This is a genomic window from Flavobacterium oncorhynchi, assembly GCF_002217355.1.
Classification (GTDB): domain Bacteria; phylum Bacteroidota; class Bacteroidia; order Flavobacteriales; family Flavobacteriaceae; genus Flavobacterium; species Flavobacterium oncorhynchi.
Map to the genome: position 1 here is coordinate 122,848 of NZ_MUHA01000012.1, position 20,122 is coordinate 142,969.

21 protein-coding genes and 5 tRNA genes are annotated in these 20,122 nt (G+C 32.8%); 13 read left to right on the forward strand and 13 right to left on the reverse strand.

Annotated features, from left to right (window positions below; all coding sequences use genetic code 11):
- Positions 1-77: 77 nt before the first annotated feature.
- The 5 genes from B0A75_RS10360 to B0A75_RS10380 all read right to left on the reverse strand — a co-directional run bounded on the left by B0A75_RS10360 (position 78) and on the right by B0A75_RS10380 (position 735).
- A tRNA-Leu gene (locus B0A75_RS10360) sits at positions 78-160 on the reverse strand.
- 43 nt (positions 161-203) lie between these two features.
- Positions 204-276, reverse strand: a tRNA-Lys gene (locus B0A75_RS10365).
- Positions 277-422: 146 nt separating this feature from the next.
- A tRNA-Leu gene (locus B0A75_RS10370) sits at positions 423-505 on the reverse strand.
- Positions 506-549: 44 nt separating this feature from the next.
- Positions 550-622 (reverse strand) — tRNA-Lys (locus B0A75_RS10375).
- A gap of 40 nt (positions 623-662) precedes the next feature.
- Positions 663-735: transfer RNA gene (locus B0A75_RS10380), tRNA-Lys, on the reverse strand.
- 127 nt (positions 736-862) lie between these two features.
- On the opposite strand from B0A75_RS10380, the gene B0A75_RS10385 reads away from it, so the two are divergent.
- Positions 863-1,381 carry a shikimate kinase gene (locus B0A75_RS10385; protein ID WP_089054205.1) on the forward strand — a complete coding sequence of 173 codons (519 nt, stop codon included), beginning with the start codon at positions 863-865 and terminating at the stop codon, positions 1,379-1,381.
- On the opposite strand, the gene B0A75_RS10390 is transcribed toward B0A75_RS10385, so the two are convergent.
- Positions 1,373-1,873 carry a phosphoribosyltransferase family protein gene (locus tag B0A75_RS10390; protein WP_089054206.1) on the reverse strand — a complete coding sequence of 167 codons (501 nt, stop codon included), beginning with the start codon at positions 1,871-1,873 and terminating at the stop codon, positions 1,373-1,375. The two genes, B0A75_RS10385 and B0A75_RS10390, sit on opposite strands and share 9 nt — an antisense overlap.
- 73 nt (positions 1,874-1,946) lie before the next feature.
- Complete coding sequence (locus B0A75_RS10395) at positions 1,947-2,336, reverse strand: RNA-binding S4 domain-containing protein (RefSeq protein WP_089054207.1); 390 nt, start codon at positions 2,334-2,336, stop codon at positions 1,947-1,949.
- Between the two features lie 79 nt (positions 2,337-2,415).
- On the opposite strand from B0A75_RS10395, the gene B0A75_RS10400 reads away from it, so the two are divergent.
- Together B0A75_RS10400 and B0A75_RS10405 are read left to right on the forward strand one after the other, a co-directional pair.
- Positions 2,416-3,585 carry an FKBP-type peptidyl-prolyl cis-trans isomerase gene (locus B0A75_RS10400; RefSeq protein ID WP_089054208.1) on the forward strand — a complete coding sequence of 390 codons (1,170 nt, stop codon included), beginning with the start codon at positions 2,416-2,418 and terminating at the stop codon, positions 3,583-3,585.
- A gap of 251 nt (positions 3,586-3,836) precedes the next feature.
- Positions 3,837-4,784 (forward strand): hypothetical protein, encoded by a 948-nt coding sequence (locus tag B0A75_RS10405; protein ID WP_089054209.1) that lies wholly within the window; start codon positions 3,837-3,839, stop codon positions 4,782-4,784.
- 72 nt (positions 4,785-4,856) lie between these two features.
- Here B0A75_RS10405 and B0A75_RS10410 read toward each other — a convergent pair whose 3' ends face one another.
- The 3 genes from B0A75_RS10410 to B0A75_RS10420 all read right to left on the reverse strand — a co-directional run bounded on the left by B0A75_RS10410 (position 4,857) and on the right by B0A75_RS10420 (position 7,795).
- On the reverse strand, positions 4,857-5,810 hold the full coding sequence (locus tag B0A75_RS10410) for a transketolase family protein (RefSeq protein WP_089054235.1): 954 nt from the start codon (positions 5,808-5,810) through the stop codon (positions 4,857-4,859).
- 75 nt (positions 5,811-5,885) lie between these two features.
- Positions 5,886-6,734, reverse strand: a complete 849-nt coding sequence (locus tag B0A75_RS10415; protein ID WP_089054210.1) for a transketolase — start codon at positions 6,732-6,734, stop codon at positions 5,886-5,888.
- Between the two features lie 200 nt (positions 6,735-6,934).
- Positions 6,935-7,795 (reverse strand): polysaccharide deacetylase family protein, encoded by an 861-nt coding sequence (locus B0A75_RS10420; RefSeq protein WP_089054211.1) that lies wholly within the window; start codon positions 7,793-7,795, stop codon positions 6,935-6,937.
- 147 nt (positions 7,796-7,942) lie between these two features.
- On the opposite strand from B0A75_RS10420, the gene tgt reads away from it, so the two are divergent.
- The 10 genes from tgt (at position 7,943) to B0A75_RS10470 (ending at position 18,249) form a co-directional block, all read left to right on the forward strand.
- A complete protein-coding gene (tgt, locus tag B0A75_RS10425) occupies positions 7,943-9,073 on the forward strand; it encodes a tRNA guanosine(34) transglycosylase Tgt (protein WP_089054212.1) in 1,131 nt (376 codons plus the stop codon).
- A 67-nt stretch (positions 9,074-9,140) separates the two neighbouring features.
- Complete coding sequence (locus B0A75_RS10430; RefSeq protein WP_089054213.1) at positions 9,141-10,229, forward strand: LptF/LptG family permease; 1,089 nt, start codon at positions 9,141-9,143, stop codon at positions 10,227-10,229.
- Positions 10,216-11,103 carry a DMT family transporter gene (locus B0A75_RS10435; protein WP_089054214.1) on the forward strand — a complete coding sequence of 296 codons (888 nt, stop codon included), beginning with the start codon at positions 10,216-10,218 and terminating at the stop codon, positions 11,101-11,103. Before B0A75_RS10430 ends, B0A75_RS10435 begins: the two co-directional genes overlap by 14 nt.
- Positions 11,104-11,214: 111 nt before the next feature.
- On the forward strand, positions 11,215-12,168 hold the full coding sequence (locus B0A75_RS10440; protein ID WP_089054215.1) for an acetyl-CoA carboxylase carboxyltransferase subunit alpha: 954 nt from the start codon (positions 11,215-11,217) through the stop codon (positions 12,166-12,168).
- 140 nt (positions 12,169-12,308) lie between these two features.
- Positions 12,309-13,853, forward strand: coding sequence for a replicative DNA helicase (gene dnaB / locus B0A75_RS10445; RefSeq protein WP_089054216.1), 1,545 nt, complete (start codon positions 12,309-12,311; stop codon positions 13,851-13,853).
- A 188-nt stretch (positions 13,854-14,041) separates the two neighbouring features.
- Positions 14,042-14,404: a hypothetical protein gene (locus B0A75_RS10450; RefSeq protein ID WP_089054217.1), complete on the forward strand. Its 363-nt coding sequence runs from the start codon at positions 14,042-14,044 to the stop codon at positions 14,402-14,404.
- A 158-nt stretch (positions 14,405-14,562) separates the two neighbouring features.
- Positions 14,563-15,054, forward strand: coding sequence for a hypothetical protein (locus B0A75_RS10455; RefSeq protein WP_244284381.1), 492 nt, complete (start codon positions 14,563-14,565; stop codon positions 15,052-15,054).
- A 31-nt stretch (positions 15,055-15,085) separates the two neighbouring features.
- On the forward strand, positions 15,086-15,877 hold the full coding sequence (locus tag B0A75_RS10460; RefSeq protein WP_089054219.1) for a sensor histidine kinase: 792 nt from the start codon (positions 15,086-15,088) through the stop codon (positions 15,875-15,877).
- A 110-nt stretch (positions 15,878-15,987) separates the two neighbouring features.
- Complete coding sequence (locus B0A75_RS10465) at positions 15,988-16,653, forward strand: response regulator transcription factor (protein ID WP_089054220.1); 666 nt, start codon at positions 15,988-15,990, stop codon at positions 16,651-16,653.
- 336 nt (positions 16,654-16,989) lie between these two features.
- Positions 16,990-18,249 carry an asparagine synthetase B gene (locus B0A75_RS10470; protein WP_089054221.1) on the forward strand — a complete coding sequence of 420 codons (1,260 nt, stop codon included), beginning with the start codon at positions 16,990-16,992 and terminating at the stop codon, positions 18,247-18,249.
- Here B0A75_RS10470 and B0A75_RS10475 read toward each other — a convergent pair.
- From B0A75_RS10475 to B0A75_RS10485, 3 genes are all read right to left on the reverse strand, one after another.
- Positions 18,246-19,049: an endonuclease/exonuclease/phosphatase family protein gene (locus B0A75_RS10475; protein ID WP_089054222.1), complete on the reverse strand. Its 804-nt coding sequence runs from the start codon at positions 19,047-19,049 to the stop codon at positions 18,246-18,248. The genes B0A75_RS10470 and B0A75_RS10475 overlap by 4 nt on opposite strands.
- 88 nt (positions 19,050-19,137) lie before the next feature.
- Entirely contained in the window at positions 19,138-19,305 is a 168-nt protein-coding gene (locus B0A75_RS10480) for a hypothetical protein (protein ID WP_164975068.1), read from the reverse strand.
- 143 nt (positions 19,306-19,448) lie between these two features.
- Positions 19,449-20,117: a DNA-binding transcriptional response regulator gene (locus B0A75_RS10485; RefSeq protein ID WP_089054224.1), complete on the reverse strand. Its 669-nt coding sequence runs from the start codon at positions 20,115-20,117 to the stop codon at positions 19,449-19,451.
- Between the last annotated feature and the right edge of the window lie 5 nt (positions 20,118-20,122).

Sequence of the window (20,122 nt, forward strand, 5' to 3'; positions counted from 1 at the left end):
GTACAGAAATGGTTAACAAGGAAAAATATAAAGCATAAAAAAAGGAAAAACATAAAAATATACTTTTCCTTGTTTAGTGACCATGGAGGGATTTGAACCCTCACGCCCTTGCGAGCACCACCCCCTCAAGATGGCGAGTCTACCGTTTCTCCACATGGCCTAAAATGAAAAAAGGTCAAGTAAATTAATACTCGACCTTTTTGTGACCCGACTGGGGCTCGAACCCAGGACCCCATCATTAAAAGTGATGTGCTCTACCGACTGAGCTATCGAGTCATTGCATTCCTTGAACGCGGGTGCAAATATAAGAAGTTATTTTTGATATAGCAATACCTTTTCGTAAGTAAATTTAATAAATAATTAAAGCAGGCTGTGTAAACAAAAAAAGGACAAAATAAATTTTGATGTTCCTTGTCTTTTTGTGACCATGGAGGGATTTGAACCCTCACGCCCTTGCGAGCACCACCCCCTCAAGATGGCGAGTCTACCGTTTCTCCACATGGCCTAAAATAAAAAAAGGTCGAGTAAATTAATACTCGACCTTTTTTGTGACCCGACTGGGGCTCGAACCCAGGACCCCATCATTAAAAGTGATGTGCTCTACCGACTGAGCTATCGAGTCATTGCTATCAAGGAAAGTGTTTGTTAAATCACAAAATTTGTGACCCGACTGGGGCTCGAACCCAGGACCCCATCATTAAAAGTGATGTGCTCTACCGACTGAGCTATCGAGTCATATTCTTTCCTTGAATGCGGGTGCAAATATAAGGAGTTTATTTTATTATTTGCAAGCATTTTTATTATAAATTTGTCTTTTTTTAATCAAAATTTACAACGCCTTAATTTATAGGTTATTATTAAAATGAAAAAGATTGTATTATTAGGATATATGGGTTGCGGAAAGTCAACAATTGCCCAAAACTTATCAAAAATTACTGAAATTCCGTTTTTAGATTTAGATGTTTGCATCGAAAAAAAAGCAAATTTGTCTATAAAAGACATTTTTGAGCAGCATGGAGAAATTTATTTTCGAAAATTAGAGCATGAAATGTTCTTAGAATTGCTGCAATCTCCAGAAAATTATATTATAGGTTTGGGTGGAGGAACTCCTTGTTATGCTAATAATCATTTATTATTGCAAAATGAGGATCTTGTTTCAGTTTATTTAAAGGCGTCTATTGATACTTTATATAATAGATTAGTACATAATAAAAGTAAACGCCCTTTGATAGCTGATATGAATGAGGAGGAAATGAAAGAGTTTATCGCAAAACATTTGTTCGACAGAAGTTTTTACTACAACCACGCGCAATTTAAGGTTGTGGTTGATGATAAAACTGTCGAAGAAACTGTTGAGGATATTTTGAAGATTCTAGCTTAAAAAAGCTGAATCGCCATTGCTTTCGTCAAAAACAACCTGAACGTGCTCTAATAAAGAAGTAGATAGTGATATACCTTTGAAGTCCGCTTTTACAGGATATTTTTTATGATTACGATCAACTAGGACCGCTGTTTTGAATTTTTTTAATGGAACGTCTAAGAAGTGGCGAACAGCATAGATTAAAGTTGTGCCTGAATTTAAAACATCATCAACTAATACTAATCCTTTGTTTTCGTAATCTTCTTTTGGTAAAGACGTATGAATAGGTAATTGCGGATTTTGTTTATTGATCTTAACTTCGCAAAGAGAAACTTTTAGTGTTGAAATTTCACTTAAAGCTGAAGCAATTTTTTGAGCAAAAATAGATCCGTTTGATGCGATGCCGGCAATAACAACTTCGTTCTCATCAACAAATGTCTCGTAGATTTGATAAGCGATACGTTTTATTTTGTGTTCGATTTCCTGATTGGTTAAGATGATGTTGTTGCTCATGATTTAATTTTTTGGCTAAATTACAAATTTTAAATTCCAATGTTGAGGTTTTGATTTTTTGATGATTTAGAATTTAATTTTCATCGTCTTCATCAATAATGTCATTTCCATATTCGTCAATATCTCTTCGGTCTTTTTTGGTTGGTCTTCCTGTGCCGCTTTTTCGATAATGCTCTTTCGAAAGCTTTAATAATTCAAGATGAGCATAAGCTTCGGGCGGAGTTTCGTTTTTGCGATATATATCGACAAGTTTTGCTCCAACACGATTTTCGGGAATATCAAGTACGGTTATAATTTGAGTAATTTGATCTTTTCTAAAGGTAATTCGGTCAGTAGGGAAAACCTCTTTAGAAGGCTTTGCAATCTGCCCATTTACAGTAATATGGTTCTTTTTGCAGGCTTCGGTTACCATATTTCTGGTTTTGTAATACCGAACACACCACAGGTATTTATCTATTCGCATAATTTTTCTAAAATCAAAGTTAAATTCTTTACAAAAATAAATCAATATTGTATCTTGCGCACCTAAAAAAAGGACAATAATGAACAAATTTAAATATTATTTTATTTTATTGCTTGCAGGTATTTCTTTGGTTTCCTGTTCTAAAAAGGATGATGATGAGGATGTGGTGGTGGTGCCGGTAAGAGATTATGCTGAGCAGTATAAAGCGGATAATGATTCGATTATTAAATATTTAAAGACTAATTATATCAAGGAAGTAACTCCTAATTTTGATGTTGTTATTGAGAAAATTCCAGCAGGAGGAACTGAAACTTCTATTTGGGATCAAAAGGTATATCCGTTAGAGACTAGAAATGTCTATAGTAATAATATAACCTATAATGTGTATTATTTAACTTTAAGAAAAGGATCGGGACAAGCACCTACTAATACTGATAAAATTGTAGCAGCTTATAAAGGTAATTTGTTAAATGGGAAGGTTTTTGACCAGTCTTATGGGGTTGGGAGAAAATTTTTATTGTTTCCATATGCTATTTCAACTGCAGATGAGGTTACTGTGATTGAGGGGTGGTCGGAAATGTTTCCAAAGTTTAAAACGGGTGTTTCGACAACGGCACCAGATGGAAGTGTAACTTATCAAGATTTTGGAGCTGGGGTTATATTTTTGCCGTCTGGATTAGGGTATTATGAACAGGTGAAAAATGATATTCCGTCATATTCTCCTTTAGTGTTTACTATTAAGTTGTATGATCTTCAGAGAATGGATAATGAGTATACTTTTAATTCTAGTACGGGAGCGCGAGTGTTTATGGGAGACGGTGTTCCAGATTATTTAGAAGATGTTAATGGTGATGGATATCTTTATGATTTTAGAAATACCACTAAGTATCCAAGTCCGCCAGCTAACTTAATTGATGATACGGATGGTGATGGAATTGCAGACTTTTTGGATTTTGATGATGATGGTGATGGTTTTAGTACTAGATTTGAAGTTACAAAACCGGCTGATGCTCCTAATACAGGTATAAGTAAGTATTATCCTTGGAATCCAATTGGGGATAATCCTGCTACTCCAAATATAGATGAGACGGAGACTTATGGTATTCCTAGGAGGCCAACCGGAGCGCTTACTGACCCTTCGAAACCGGAATCAATTAATAATCCGAGAAAGTTTATTGAAGACGATTATAAAGCAAATCCAAGATTAAGAATTTATTTAGATAAAACATATCCTTATCAAAAGAATTAACTTTGTACAAGTTGCAAAGGAAAAACCTCGAAATTTATATTTCGAGGTTTTTTTTGTATCATTTTTAGGTCTCTTTAGTCGTTGAAAAGATTTAATTATGTTAAAATGTTGAAGTTGAGCAATGGTTAATTTGCTGATTATTCGATAGTTTTGTTTTTGTTTAGGAAAAAACTTTCGTTTTTACGGTTTAGCGTAAACTATGTCTTAAATATAAAAGTATGTTTGTAGGATTAATATTTAAATTTTGCAAAATGAAAAAATTACTTACATTGTTTTTAGGGCTTACTATTTTGTCATGCAGTAGTGAGGATCAAGAGAGTGAGAAAGCGAATTCTTTAAAAGGAGCTTCTGAATCGGTTTTAGATGGTAAGGTATTATCATTTCAAAGTGAAGAATCTTTTGTTAGGGAATATTCCTATTTGGCGACATTGAATAAAGATGAACTTCAAAAGTGGATTTCTTCTAAAGGAGTGGTGTCGCTGTTGAATACCACAGATAATTCGTTAGGTATTGAAGAAGATGTTATTTCTGAATCAAGAGTGGTTTATTCTGCAGCATTAGAATCAATTTTAAATGCGGAATCAAAGTTAAAAATTGCGGGTAAAGTCCTTTGGCTTAATGAACGCAGTTTTTATTTGTTATCAGAAAATGAAACTATTTTAAGTGTAAAAGAGCTTGTTGAGCGCAAATCTGAATTAGAAAAATTCGGTGAGTTATTGAGTATTTCAGGTGCTTCTAAGAGTTTAACGGGTAGAATGGTTTTGCCAAATGAAAATAGAGTAAAGACATTTGCAAGTGCAGAAATGAATGTGTCAGGTAGTAGGCTTAGGCATGTTGTTGATTTGTATAATGAAACAATTCTTTTGAATGGATCGATTTTGACTAGTGAAATGTTTCTAAGATCGACATTGCAATATAGGTCATGTTCTACTTTAGGTGGTTGCAAGTGGAAAGAAGCTTTTAATCCTCGATATTTAAGAAGTAATTTTATTGGTGGAGATACAGAAGGTGTTTGGACTGTGGGGAATATTTACACCTCTTCTACAGTGACGGGTACGCAGACCTATCACGTAGGGCACTGGACTTTTAAAATTCCTACCCATTCAAATTCTAATTTTGTGATCTCTGGTCCAATAACCTGTAGTCTAGATATTCCGTTTCCAACACCTGAGGTTTCTGTAGATATATCTTGGTATTAGTTGGAGTTGTAAGAAAAAAAAACCTCGAAATGTAAATTTCGAGGTTTTTTTATAAAGTAAGAAAATTGAAAATTATTTTCTTTTGATAACTCTTTCTACAGCTTCAACAATTGCTTGATTGTTTAGTTTGTATTTTTCCATTAATTGTTCTGGAGTTCCAGATTCACCAAAACTATCTTGTACTGCTACAAATTCTTGCGGAGTAGGATTGTTTAAAGCTAATACTCCTGAAATGCTTTCTCCAAGACCTCCAAGGTAGTTGTGCTCTTCGGCAGTAACTATACATTTCGTTTTAGCAACCGATTTAAGAATTGCTTCTTCGTCAAGAGGTTTGATTGTATGGATGTTGATTACTTCTGCAGAGATTCCTTTTGCTTCTAAAGCTTCAGCAGCAATAAGAGCTTCCCAAACTAAGTGTCCTGTTGCAACAATTGTTACATCAGTTCCTTCGTTTAATAAAATTGCTTTTCCAATTACGAATGGTTCGTCAGCAGGAGTAAAGTTAGCTACAACTGGGCGACCGAAACGTAAGTAAGCTGGGCCGTGGTGATCTGCTAATGCAATAGTAGCGGCTTTAGTTTGATTGTAATCGCAAGTATTGATTACAGTCATTCCTGGCAGCATTTTCATTAATCCAATATCTTCCAAAATTTGGTGAGTTGCACCGTCTTCTCCTAATGTTAAACCAGCATGAGATGCACAGATTTTTACATTTTTATCAGAGTAAGCAACAGATTGACGAATTTGATCGTAAACTCTTCCTGTTGAGAAGTTAGCGAAAGTTCCTGTAAATGGAATTTTACCTCCAATTGTTAAACCAGCAGCGATTCCGATCATGTTAGCTTCTGCGATTCCAATTTGGAAAAAACGCTCAGGGTGATTTTTCTTGAAATCATCAAATTTTAATGATCCAATTAAATCGGCACATAATGCCACAACGTTCTCGTTTTTCTGACCTAATTCAGTCATTCCCGCTCCAAAACCAGAACGAGTATCTTTACTTCCTGTATTTTCGTATTTTTTCATTTTTGTTTTTTTGCTGTACGCAATAGGCAATAGGCAATAGGCGTAAAGCTTACTGCTTAAAGCTTAAAGCTTTTTTTAATAGTCTGCTAAAGTTGAAATGTTTTGAGCTAAAGCACTTGCCAATTGATCATTGTTTGGTGCTTTTCCATGCCATGCATGCGTATGCATCATAAAGTCAACTCCGTTACCCATTTCTGTATGTAATAAAATACAAACTGGTTTTCCTTTTCCTGTTCTAGATTTAGCATCAGTTAAACCAGCGATAATTGCGTCAATATTGTTTCCTTCTTTGATTTCAAGAACGTCCCAGTCAAAAGCTTCGAATTTAGCACGAAGACTTCCCATTGCTAGAACTTCATCCGTTGTTCCGTCAATTTGTTTTCCGTTAACGTCGATTGTTGCAATAAGGTTGTCTACTTTTTTAGCAGAAGCATACATGATAGCTTCCCAGTTTTGACCTTCTTGTAATTCTCCGTCTCCGTGAAGAGTATAGATTAAATGATTGTCGTTATTTAATTTTTTAGCCTGAGCAGCACCAAGAGCTACAGATAAACCTTGTCCTAATGATCCAGAAGCCATACGTACTCCAGGTAATCCTTCGTGAGTTGTTGGGTGTCCTTGTAAACGAGAGTTTAATAATCTGAAAGTAGCAAGTTCTGAAACAGGGAAATAACCGCTTCGAGCTAAAACGCTGTAAAATACTGGCGAAATGTGACCGTTTGATAAAAAGAAGATGTCTTCTCCAATTCCATCCATGTCAAAACCTTCTTTACGATCCATAATGTTTTGGTATAGAGTTACCAAAAATTCAGTACAACCTAATGAACCACCTGGGTGACCTGAGTTGACAGCATGTACCATTCTAAGAATGTCTCTTCTTACTTGGATCGTTAAATCGCTTAATTGTTGTGTGTTAGGCTTCATTTTATATGTAAAAGTTAAACTGGAGCAAAAGTAATTTTTATTTTGCGGGCTGACAAATGATTTTTTGCTTTAGTTTGTCGCAATTGTTAAATTATACCGCTTTTCTCCAGATATTGTATGAAATAGAAAATTCCTGCAGATATTGCATCAAATTATCAATGCAGATTGAAATGTTTTTATAATAAGTAGAAGTTGATAAACTATATGGTTTTGCTAATCTCTTTCCATGTGACTAATTGAATATTGTTTTCTTTAAGCTTAAATTTGCATTCATCGCTGGTAAAAAAATCAAAGTCAATTTGGCGCCATTCTGATCCAAAATTGGGATGATTAATTGTAATGCCCTGCATTTCAAAATCATCAAAAGCCGGGTGAAGCAAGAAAACATTGAATCCTGGAATTACATTGTCTAAAGCTTCTTCGTATGATTTTCGAAGTTCTCCTTTTTCGAAATCGGTGTAATATCCAATTAGAAGATTGTCGGCTAAAAGAGTATTTGCGAAATCATATTTTTCATCAGACAGGCTAATGGATTCGACAAAATCTTTATTAATGAAAACAGGTAAATTGTAGGTTCTTCCTAGTTCTTTATAAATTTCTAAAATTTCAGGAGTTACACCAATACTGCACATATGTGAATCGAGATGCGTTGGTTGAATGCCAAAATATAAAGCTCTTTCAATTTGGGCGGTAAGTTCCTTTTTAATTTCAGAAGGTTTTGCATTGTTCTTGAAATCTTTTCTTGTTTTGTAGAAATAACCGTTTTGATCGACTAAGCTTGGAACTTCAGATACAGGAAGAACTGGACCGAATTTGTAATTTTCCCATTCGCAAGTCAAAGTCAAATGAATTCCACAGTCATAATTTGGATTTTCTTTAGCGAAAGCTGCCATTTCAAAAAACCACGGACAAGGAACCATTATGCTATAAGAGTTTACGGATCCGTTTTGGAGAGCTTTTATCGTTGCTTGATTTTCTGAATGTGATAATCCGGCATCATCGGCGTGAATAATTAATAGTTTGGTGTTTTCAGGATATCCAAGTTTTTGAGCTAAGTTCATTTTATTGATTTTATTCAAATTTAAAAATTTCTGGAGTTTAGGTTTTATATTGTTTTGGAATTAACTCAATTTTATAATTGACAAATTATCGAATTAATTAAATTTCCCTGAAATTAGCTTATCTTTGCCGACTGAAAAAAGAAACAAATGAAGTTCGATTTATTACAAAAAGATCCGCAGTCTAAAGCAAGAGCGGGAAGTATAACTACTGATCACGGCGTAATAGAAACGCCTATTTTTATGCCTGTTGGAACGGTGGCTTCTGTAAAAGGAGTGCATCAGCGTGAATTGAAAGATGATATTAATCCAGATATTATTCTTGGAAATACATATCATTTGTATTTGCGTCCGCAGACAGAAATTCTTGAAAAAGCTGGTGGATTGCATAAATTCATGAATTGGGATCGTAATATTTTAACGGATTCTGGAGGATATCAAGTGTATTCTCTTTCTTCAAATAGAAAAATTAAGGAAGAAGGAGTAAAGTTTAAATCGCATATAGATGGTTCGTATCACTTTTTTACGCCAGAAAATGTAATGGAAATTCAGCGTACAATTGGAGCCGATATTATTATGGCTTTTGACGAGTGTACGCCATATCCTTGTGATTACAGATATGCACAGCGTTCTATGCACATGACGCATCGTTGGTTAGATCGTTGTATCAATCATTTAGAAAAAGTTCCTTACAAATACGGTTACGAACAAACGTTTTTTCCTATTGTGCAAGGAAGTACATATAAAGATTTACGTCGTCAGTCAGCTGAATATATTGCAAACGCAGGACAGCAAGGAAATGCAATTGGCGGATTGTCAGTTGGAGAACCTGCCGAGGAAATGTACGCAATGACGGAAGTTGTTTGCGAAATTCTTCCAGAAGATAAGCCTCGTTATTTAATGGGAGTTGGAACTCCTATAAATATTTTGGAAAATATTGCGTTAGGAATTGATATGTTCGACTGTGTAATGCCTACGCGTAATGCAAGAAACGGAATGTTGTTTACTGCAAATGGAACAATCAATATTAAAAATAAAAAGTGGGAGGCTGATTTTTCTCCTATCGACGAAATGGGACATACTTTTGTAGATACAGAATACTCAAAAGCATATTTACGTCACTTATTTGCAGCCAACGAGTATTTAGGAAAACAAATTGCAACGATTCATAATCTTGGTTTTTATATGTGGTTGGTTCGTGAAGCTAGAAAACATATCTTAGCTGGCGATTTTAGACCATGGAAAGAAATGATGGTTAAAAATATGAGTCAAAGACTTTAAAATATGTTTATTTGTTTAATCGTTTATTCGGTTAAACGATTAAACAGATAAACGATTAAATCTTACTATGTTAACAATAATAGATAAATACATCTTAAAAAGATACCTTGGAACTTTTTCTGTAATGCTGCTTTTGTTTGCGCCAATAGGAATCGTAATTGATGTATCTGAGAAAGTTAATAAGATGCTGGAAAACAAGATTCCATTTATGGATATTGCGCTCTATTATTACAATTTTACTATTTATTTTATAAACTCCTTATTTCCGATATTCCTGTTTTTGTCAGTAATTTGGTTTACATCAAAACTGGCAAATAATACAGAAATTATTGCGATTTTAAGTTCGGGTATTTCGTATACGAGATTCTTACGTCCTTATATTATTGGTGCTACAATTGTTTCTATTTTTGTTTTATTAATGGGGTTTTTCATTGTTCCGGCGGCGAGTGAAGGCTATAATAATTTTAGATATACTTATCTTAAAGGAAATGGTAAAGAACTTATGCGGGGTGAAAACACAAATGTTTACAGACAGATAAATGATCATGATTTTATTTTTGTAAATAGTTTTAATGAGGAAACAAAAACAGCATTTAATTTTACATTAGAACACTTTGAAAAAGAGAAGTTAACCTATAAAATTACTGCAAGTCGTATTAAGTGGGATCCTAAACTGAAAACGTATATTTTGTATGATTATACAAAAAGAACTTTAGGCGAATTGAATGATGTAATAGAAAAGGTTCCTGAAAAGAATGTCAAGTTTAAATTTGAACTTGCAGATTTAACTCCTGTTGTATACATAGCGGAAACGCTTACTTTAGGCAAGTTAATTGATTTTATCGATAAAGAGAAAAAGAGAGGTTCAGGTAATATTAATACCTATTTAGTAGTTCTTTATAAAAAATACAGTGTGCCGGTTTCGGCTTTTATCTTAACCATTATTGCGGTTGCGGTTTCTTCTATGAAACGTCGAGGTGGTATGGGAACAAATTTAGCAATCGGAATTGCGATTGCCTTTTCATTTGTGTTTTTTGATAAAATATTTGGTACACTTGCCGAAAAATCTACTTTCTCACCATTTTTAGCTGTTTGGTTTCCAAATATTGTTTTTGGAATTTTAGCAGTGTACTTATTACGTAATGCGAAACGATAATTTAAAAAGTTACTTAAATCTTCATTTAATTGTTTTTATCTGGGGTTTTACGGCTATTTTGGGTGCTTTAATTACGATTGACGCCGAAAATTTAGTTTGGTTTAGAATGTTGATAGCGGGAATTTTTCTGGGTGGATTTATTGTCTACAAAAAACAGTCTTTTGCTATATCTGCACAATCTTTTGCTAAACTCATTTTTGTTGGATTATTGATAGCGCTTCACTGGATTTTTTTCTTTAAAGCGATTCACGTCTCAAATGTTTCAATAACCCTTTCTATTTTTTCGCTGGGAGCTTTTTTTGCTTCTTTATTAGAGCCGCTTTTTTACGGGCGCAAAATTCTGTGGTATGAGGTTTTCTTTGGATTAGTTATTATCGCAGGTTTAGCCTTGATACTTCAAGTAGAAATAAAGTACTTGACAGGAGTTTATTATGCTTTAATATCAATAATTCTAGGAGTTTTATTCACTTTAATGAATGGTAAACTTATATCAGATCATGAACCATCTTTAATTACATTTTATGAATTTGGTGCTGGAGTTTTTTTTATCACAATTTATTTTTTGGTTTTAGGAAAATTCAACGCCGATTTTTTTGTGATGTCATTAAACAATTGGGTTTTGTTATTGGTTTTAGCTTCTGTTTGCACGGCTTATGCATTTACAGCTTCGGTGAAAGTGATGCAGCGATTAACGCCTTATACAGTAATGTTAACGACTAATTTAGAACCTGTTTACGGAATTATGCTGGCTTATTTTATTCTTGGCGGAAAAGAAAAAATGAGTACAGAATTTTATATTGGCGCTTTGATAATTGTAATTACAGTTATTTTAAACGGCGTTTTTAAACATTACCAAAACAAGAAAAAACTGTAAAGTTTTACTTATTTTTAAATTACAATTTGATACTTTAATAACAATTAACTACGCCAATGATATAATATTTTTATATTTGCGGTTCGATTTAAAAACAAAATTCAAAAATCCATGGAATATTTAGATTTTGAGCTTCCAATAAAAGAACTTGAAGAACAGTTAGAAAAGTGCGTTATAATTGGAAAAGAATCTGATGTTGATGTTACGCCTACTTGTAAAGAAATCAACAAGAAATTAGTAGAGACTAAGAAAGAAATATACAAAAACCTTACGGCTTGGCAGCGTGTACAATTGTCAAGACATCCAAATAGGCCTTACACTTTAGATTATATCAGAGCAATTTGCGGTGATACTTTTTTAGAGCTTCATGGAGACAGAAACTTTAAAGATGATAAAGCAATGGTTGGCGGTCTTGGTAAAATAAACGGACAGTCATATATGATCATTGGTCAGCAAAAAGGAACAAATACTAAAACACGTCAGTATCGTAATTTTGGTATGGCAAATCCTGAAGGATACCGTAAAGCTTTGCGTTTAATGAAAATGGCAGAGAAATTTGGAATTCCAGTTGTAACTTTAGTAGATACTCCGGGTGCTTATCCAGGACTTGAAGCTGAAGAACGCGGGCAAGGAGAAGCTATCGCTAGAAACATTTTCGAAATGGTTCGTTTACAAGTGCCAATTATCACAATTATTGTTGGTGAAGGTGCTTCTGGAGGTGCTTTAGGAATTGGTGTTGGAGACAAAGTTTATATGTTAGAAAATACGTGGTATTCTGTAATTTCACCAGAATCATGTTCTTCTATTTTATGGAAAAGCTGGGAGTACAAAGAACGTGCTGCTGAAGCTTTGAAATTGACTTCATCTGATATGAAAAAACAAAAATTAGTTGATGATGTTATTCCTGAACCACTTGGCGGCGCACACTACGACAGAGAAACTACTTTTAAAACCGTTGCGGAATATATTACCAAAGGATATAACGAATTGAAAGACTTATCAACAGCTGAGCTAATTGCCCAAAGAATGGACAAATACAGCAATATGGGCGAGTTTAAAGAGTAAATTCATAAAATATTATTTTAAATCCGAAGCCCTGCGGTTTCGGATTTTTTTTTGGTTATCAACAAAAAAAACTTATTTATAAACACACAATAGTTATAACTCGATAACAATTTTTTTTTAAATTTTGTTACTTTCGCTATATGGAAAATTTCAAAAACGTAAACCCTATAAAAGTCGATAAAACCACTATTATTAATCTGGAGAAAGGTAAATTACCTCCACAAGTAATAGAGATGGAAGAGGCTGTTCTTGGGGCAATGATGATCGATAAAAAAGGGGTTGATGATGTAATTGATATTTTGCAGCCTGATGCTTTTTACAAAGAATCGCACAAGCATATTTTTGAAGCAATTTTACAGCTTTTTACAGAAACGCAGCCAATAGATTTGTTGACGGTTTCAAGTCAATTAAAGAAAAATGGAAAATTAGAAATAGCAGGCGGAGATTTTTATTTAATTCAGCTTACTCAAAAGATTGCGTCTTCTGCCCATATCGAATTTCACTCTCGTATTATTCTTCAAAAATTCATTCAAAGAAGTTTGATCCGAATTTCATCTGAGATTATCGAAGAATCATATGATGAAAGTACAGACGTATTTGATTTGCTGGATAAAGCCGAGTCAAAATTATACGAAGTTACACAAGGAAATATCAAACGTAGTTCTGAAACTGCTCAGAGTTTAGTTTTACAAGCTAAGAAAAAAATTGAGGAAATTGCGGGTAAAGAAGGTTTGAGTGGTGTTGAAACTGGTTTTCATAATCTAGATAAATTAACTTCTGGATGGCAGCCCAGCGATTTAATTATTATTGCAGCGAGACCTGCGATGGGAAAAACAGCCTTTGTACTTTCAATGGCAAGAAATATCGCGATTCAATATGGACATGGGGTAGCTTTGTTCTCTCTAGAGATGGCATCAGTTCAGTTGATTACGAGGCTTATTTCTTCTGAAACAGGATTGTCTTCTGAAAAATTGAGAACAGGAAAATTAGAAAAACACGAATGGGAGCAGCTGAGTACTAAAGTAAAAGATTTAGAAAAAGCCCCATTGTTTATTGACGATACACCATCGCTTTCAATATTCGATTTACGTGCAAAATGCCGTCGTTTAGTTTCACAGCATAGTATCAAAATTATAATCATTGATTATTTGCAGTTGATGACTGCAGGAGGAAATAATAAAGGAGGAGGAAATCGTGAGCAGGAAATTTCGACAATTTCCCGAAACTTAAAAGCCTTAGCAAAAGAGTTAAATGTTCCAGTAATTGCACTTTCGCAGTTGTCGCGTGCTGTTGAAACGCGTGGATCAAGTAAGCGTCCGTTACTGTCGGATCTTCGTGAATCTGGAGCTATTGAGCAGGATGCTGATATTGTTTCGTTTTTATACCGACCAGAATATTACAAAATCGAAGAATGGGATGATGATGAAGCTTCGCCAACAGCAGGTCAGGCTGAAATTATGATCGCGAAACACCGTAATGGTGGTATTGAAAACATTCGATTGAAATTTATAGGACACTTAGGAAAATTTGATAATCTTGATGATTTCTCAGGTGGCTATGATGATTTACCATCAAAAATGAACCACGATGATAATCCGTTTATTACTAAAAATCTACCTTCGGCAAATGAAGCTTTTGGCAGTAATTTGAATGACGATGATGATGATAGTGATGTTCCTTTTTAATTGAAAAAAGAGATAATGAAATAAATAAATCTTTGTAAGTTAAATACTTACGAAGATTTTTTTTTATTCAGCAGTTCCTTAACTATCTGCAATTTTGCGTAATAATATTTCTTATATAAAATTAATTCGGTAGTTTAGCAAATCCAATTAACAAATTAAATACTATTAACCAATTTAAATCAAAAACCATGAAAGAAGAAGACTTTCCAGGACCTATTAAAATTACAAAAGCGACTGCTGAAAAATGGGAGGAAAAATATCAAAAAGATACCACAATTGAGGATAGTGATAAAAAAGTAAAAGCTTTTTTAATACCAAGAGAAAGTTTAGAAATGGTATTAAAACTTAATACTGTTGCTGTTCGTGCACATATTGGAATTAATGATCAAAACGAAAAGACGTTAATTTTTGTTGGAGCAAGATATGATAAAGAAACAGATACTTATGTAGATGTTTATGGGCCGCCTGTTCAGCCAAAAAATACTGAAGATTCAGGTCCAGGTGAAGATGAAGATGCTTATGATGGTGCTCGTCCTTGTCCTCCATATTGATTTAAAAAAAATACAAAGTGGATGATTTTTTAATTTATTCAGCTTATTTGATTTTATTATTAAATCTTATATTATATTCATATAGCTTTTTCCGAAAGGAAAAAGCTAATGTTTTTTTTGTTTCTTACTTAGCTTTTTCATTTTTGCTGCAAATCTACATGGAGATTATTTATTTCCTAAGAGGGAATAATTTGCTGGCTATTAATATATTCTTTGTAGGACAAATGCTATTATTAGGGTTGTTCTATAATTCATTAATGCACATAAAAGGCCAAAAACTATTTGTAAAAACCAGTGTGATAATTGCTTTAATGGTTTTAGGAGCGCAATTTATTATGGATCCAAATCAATTTTTTAAATTTAATTTATTTGAAATTACATTAACATCCTTGCTGATTGTTGTTTTTGCTCTAATTCATTTCTATAATATGCTTACAGAAAATAAAGAATATTATTATATAAGCATTGGGATTGTCTTTTATTTGCTAACCAGTACAGTGCTGTTTTTAGTTGGTAATCTTTCGCCCGAATTAAGTGCTGACCTAAAATATGTAACGTGGATGTTGAATGCTTTTTTAATCGTAGTGTATCAGCTTTTTATTTTATACGATTGGATTAAAAGCAATCCAAAAAAAGGTTCATTAGTTTAATTGAAAAATTTGCGATAAAGATTAATTTAATATGAGAACGAACTCAATTCCTGAAAAAGAACTTGTTGCCATAATTTTATATATTTCACTTTTCTTTATAATTGTTGCAGTTGTGTTGATTATATTCTTTTACTTCTCTAGGAAGAAAATAATTCAAAAGGAAATTGAGAATAAAAACCTTGAAATTCAACATCAAAAAGATCAGCTTCATGCTATAATTGTTACTCAAGAAGAAGAGCGAAAACGAATTGCTCAGGATTTACATGACGATATTAGTTCTAAGCTGAATATAGTTTCACTAAATAGTCATTTGCTTACTTCTCCTAATTTAACTGAACAGGAGATAAGCGAAATAACCGAAAATATTATTTCACTTACTGCAAAAGCACTTGAGAATTCAAGAAAAATTGCACATAATTTGTTGCCGCCAGTTTTTGAAAAATTTGGACTTAATGCAGGAATTGAAGAGTTGTGTGAAGAATTTGAAAGTGGAAAATCAGTGCAGACACATTATGAAAATGAACTTGATTTTGACGAGAATGATATTGATCGTCATTTGCATGTTTTTAGAATTCTTCAAGAGTTGATGAATAATTCTGTTCGCCACGGAAAAGCTGCTGAAATTTGGATCAGTTTTAAGTTGGTGGATCAAATTCCAACTTGTTATTATGAAGATAATGGAGTAGGGTTTGACAGCAAAAATGCCGAAAATCAAAAAGGACTTGGTTGGAAAAATATTGATTCTCGAATATCTTTCTTGAATGGAACAATTAAGTTAAAGTCTGAAATTGGCAAAGGACTTGCTGTTGTTTTTACTTTTTAGCAGAGTATAGTATTTAAAAACTAGATTTTAACCAATTTAACAGGAGTTTCGAGCTTTTTTTGGTTCAAATTTCGTAATTTCGGGAAACCAAATGACCAAAAACAGAAAAAATGAATCCCGTTATAAAAATTGCTTTAGTCGATGACGAAGTATTGTTTCGAAAAGGAATAGCTTTTTTATTGCAAAGAGAAGCTAATATTGAAATTGTTTTTGAATCCTCAAATGGCGAAGAATTAGTTTCAAAGCTGCAAGAAAAGGATAATACACCAGATATTATTATCATGGATTTGAAAATGCCTGTTTTAAATGGTGTTGAAGCAACAAAAATTATTCGAAAATCTTTCCCTCAAATAAAAATTATTGCACTTACTAGTTACGATTCTAAATCATTTATTGCAAATATGATTCAGGTTGGAGCTGTTGCTTATTTAATTAAAAATACAACTCCAAAAGATTTAATTAAAACCATTAATGAAGTTTACACAAAAGGATTTTATTATAATGAAAGTGTTCTAAAAACAATTCAAGAAACAATTGTTTCTTCGAAAAACTCTAAAGGAAGTTTAGAAACTAGTTTTCTTTCGCCTCGTGAAATTGAAATTCTTCAGCTTATTTGTCAGCAAAAAACAACTACAGAAATTGCAGAGCATCTTTTTTTAAGTCCGAGAACGGTAGAAGGGCATCGCAATAATTTACTTCTAAAAACAGAATCTAGAAATATTGCTGGTTTAGTAGTATATGCTATTCAAAATGAAATCGCAGTTTTGACTCTATAAATTTAGCTGGTTAAAAAATGAATAGATAATACATAATACAGTATTATCGTAAATACAAGTAAACAAAGACCTATTTTTTGTATTACATTAAGACCTTTTGGTTGGTTGTTACTATCATTAAACTTCATGGCTATGGTTTTACATTGATTAGTTTGATGATTTGGGATTTCAAATGTAAGTAGTTTTTTCATTTAAAGAGTACGTGTTTATACGTGTTTTTCTATTACTGTGATTCATTTATGTGTATTGACTTTTAACGTTTTATTTAATTATAAAACATTTATATCTTTTGTGTTTTTCCACGTATCCTTATATCTTTACTGAAATAATTTTCTGATGAAAAAAAACTTCCTATATATATTCATTGTACTGCTGTCATTTCAAGCTAAAGCTTCATTTATACTGCTTCCAATGGATGAGACCACTCAGCAGAATCATTTGAAGGCATACGGAATAACATATTGGTGTTTAAGTAGAGATTATAAAGCAAGCTGGCTGCTTAATTATCGCGGCGGTTCATTTTTATTGCCTGATGCTGAGGAAATTCGCAAAGAATGTAAAATTAGAGGAGTAAGTTTTGAGATACTTTCTGATAGTGAAGAAGCTTCTTTATTAAATGATATTTCCAGTCCGTCACAAAATATGGAATCTGTTATTCTTGAAAAAGCACCAAAAATTGCAGTTTATACTCCAAAAGGAAAACAGCCATGGGATGATGCTGTGACGCTGGTTTTGACTTATGCCGAAATTCCATTTACACCAATTTATGACGAGGAGGTTTTAAGTGATCAATTGTTGCTTTATGATTGGCTTCATTTACATCATGAAGATTTTACCGGGCAATATGGAAAATTTTATACCGCTTATAAAAATACACCATGGTATATTGAACAAAAGAAAGATGCCGAAGCTTTAGCTGTGAAACTTGGTTATCCTAAAGTTTCAATAGAGAAAGGAGCAGTTGCCAAAAAAATTAGAGATTTTGTAGTTGGCGGCGGCTTCATGTTTGCAATGTGTTCAGCTACTGATAGTTTTGATATTGCTCTTGCCGCTGACGGCGTTGATATTTGTGAAACTATGTTTGATGGAGACCCAAGTGAATCTAATTATCAATCAAAATTGAATTATGGAAATTCATTTGCATTTAAAAACTTCATTTTAGAGCGAAGACCAGAAGTTTATGAGTTTTCAGATATTGATATGACATCTATACGTCGAGTTCCTATGGATAAAGATTATTTTACTTTAATGGAATTTTCTGCAAAGTGGGATCCAATTCCAAGTATGTTATGTCAGAATCATACTCAATTGGTAAAAGGATTTATGGGACAGACAACTTCGTTTAATGAAACTTTGGTAAAATCAAATGTTCTTGTAATGGGAACTTGCGAAATAAATGGCGAAGCGAGATACATTCATGGTGAAAAAGGGAAAGGAATGTTTACTTTTTTTGGAGGTCACGATCCTGAAGATTATCAGCATCAAGTTGGTGATCCGCCTACTGTTTTAGATTTACATCCAAATTCTCCGGGTTATCGTTTAATTTTAAATAATGTTTTATTTCCTGCTGCAAAAAAGAAAAAACTGAAAACTTAATTGAGTGAAAATTCAAACCAAATTGGGATATGATCTGATATTTTTCTAGCCTCTTGAAGAGAATCAAATTTTTTGTAAAATAAAATTACTCCAGATCGAGTATTTTTAAACTTAGCAGTATGGTAGAAAATATTGTCAAATTCAGACGCCAAACATTCGTCATGTTTGCATTTTTGTTTTAAAGTGGTTTTTTGTTTTTGTAAAATAGGGATATACCCAGCCTTTTTTAAAGGATTGAAAACGGTATGTGATTCTGGGCAATTAAAATCACCTGCGAAAACTAAATTTAAATTTGGATATTCTTGAGGAAGAAATTTAAAATACTTAATTTCAGTTTCAGGCTGTTTCTTTTTTGTAATAGCGTGAAAATTAACTAGAGTTACCGTTTTTTTATCAATTTCAAATGTTGCAAAATAAGGTTCTCGGTCAATTTCTAATAAATACTTTTTTTCAAGCCAAGCATTGCCTTTTAGTTTAGCTTTGCTGGTTTTCCAAAGAAAAGCATAACGTTCTGTTTTGTAGCTTGTGCCGCTGGTTGGTTCACTAATGGTATAATCCCATTTTGATCCTTTTTCATTTAATAATTGTGAAAGTTTTGCAACAGTTTGCGCGCCGCCATATCCTGCTACAATTTCTTGTATTGCAACAATATCATAATCTTTAACGGTAGCAGCGATAAAATTTAAGCTGGATTGAGTTTTTGATTTGCCAAAATTTTCCAAATTCCAAGAAAGAAATTTGGTTTGAGAAAATGAATGAGCTGTAAATAGTAAGAGAACGTAAATTATAGTGTTTTTCATCTGCTTATAAAAAAATCAAAGATAAGCAATTGGGTTTTTCTCTTTCTTTTTATAAATTCATTTTAGATATTATTTTGTTCTAATCTGCTTAGTGTTTTTTATATCTATTTTTTAATGCTGTTCCAATAATAATAATTTGTAAAACGAGAAGAGCAGGAATAAAAACAATTTTCCAATCAACTTCAAGCCATCCCGTTTTCTCAGATACTAGAGCAAAAGTCAGGGAAAGAAATAGGCACAAGATCATAGTTTTCATAATAATTTTATTATTGGTTGTATTTATTTTTGCAAATAAATTGAATTTGTATTTTAATTTCATTAGGTAGATTCGTAGGTTATAGCAAACTTATGTCTATAAATGTGCATTTCCTTACGGGAATCCGTAAAAGAATAGAAAAATTAAACCAGTCCAAAATCCTTTGCAATAGCAATTAAATGCACATTGTTGTTCGCTTTGAAGTAGATTTTTAATTTATTTATTCGTTTTTCTATACTGCTCGTTCCATTAGGAGTTATTGCATTTACTTTAAACTCATTTGAGATACTTTCTAATATATGACCTTGAGCTAGAAGTTTTAGAATTGAAATGTCATAAGACTCAATTTCTATCAGCGATTTATCATTAAAACTAAAATTTAAATCTGACGATAGTATTTTCTCCTCTTCGTTATAGGTTTTCTCAATTGCATTTCTTAATTCTTGAATACTATTTCTACCTTTCGAAACGTAAGCATTAATTCCTAAATCATTAAAAAGCGTTTTAATTCGATAAGGTTTATCTTCTATTGAGAATACAATTTTTTTTATGTTCGGTTGTATTGCATTAATTGCCTCTATCAGATCATCTCCACTTTCTAGAATAGTTTCGCGATGATCTATTTTAAAAGATAAATCTGTAATTAGTAAATCATATGGTTCTTTATCTTTTAAACCTTTTTTTATTCTTAATAATCCGTCATCGCAGTATTTTACATGATGAATTATAGGTATTTGTAAGTCTTCAAGCGCTTGAATAACCGCTATGCTTATACTATCTAGATCTTCTGCTACTAAAACTTTTTTAAACATAATAC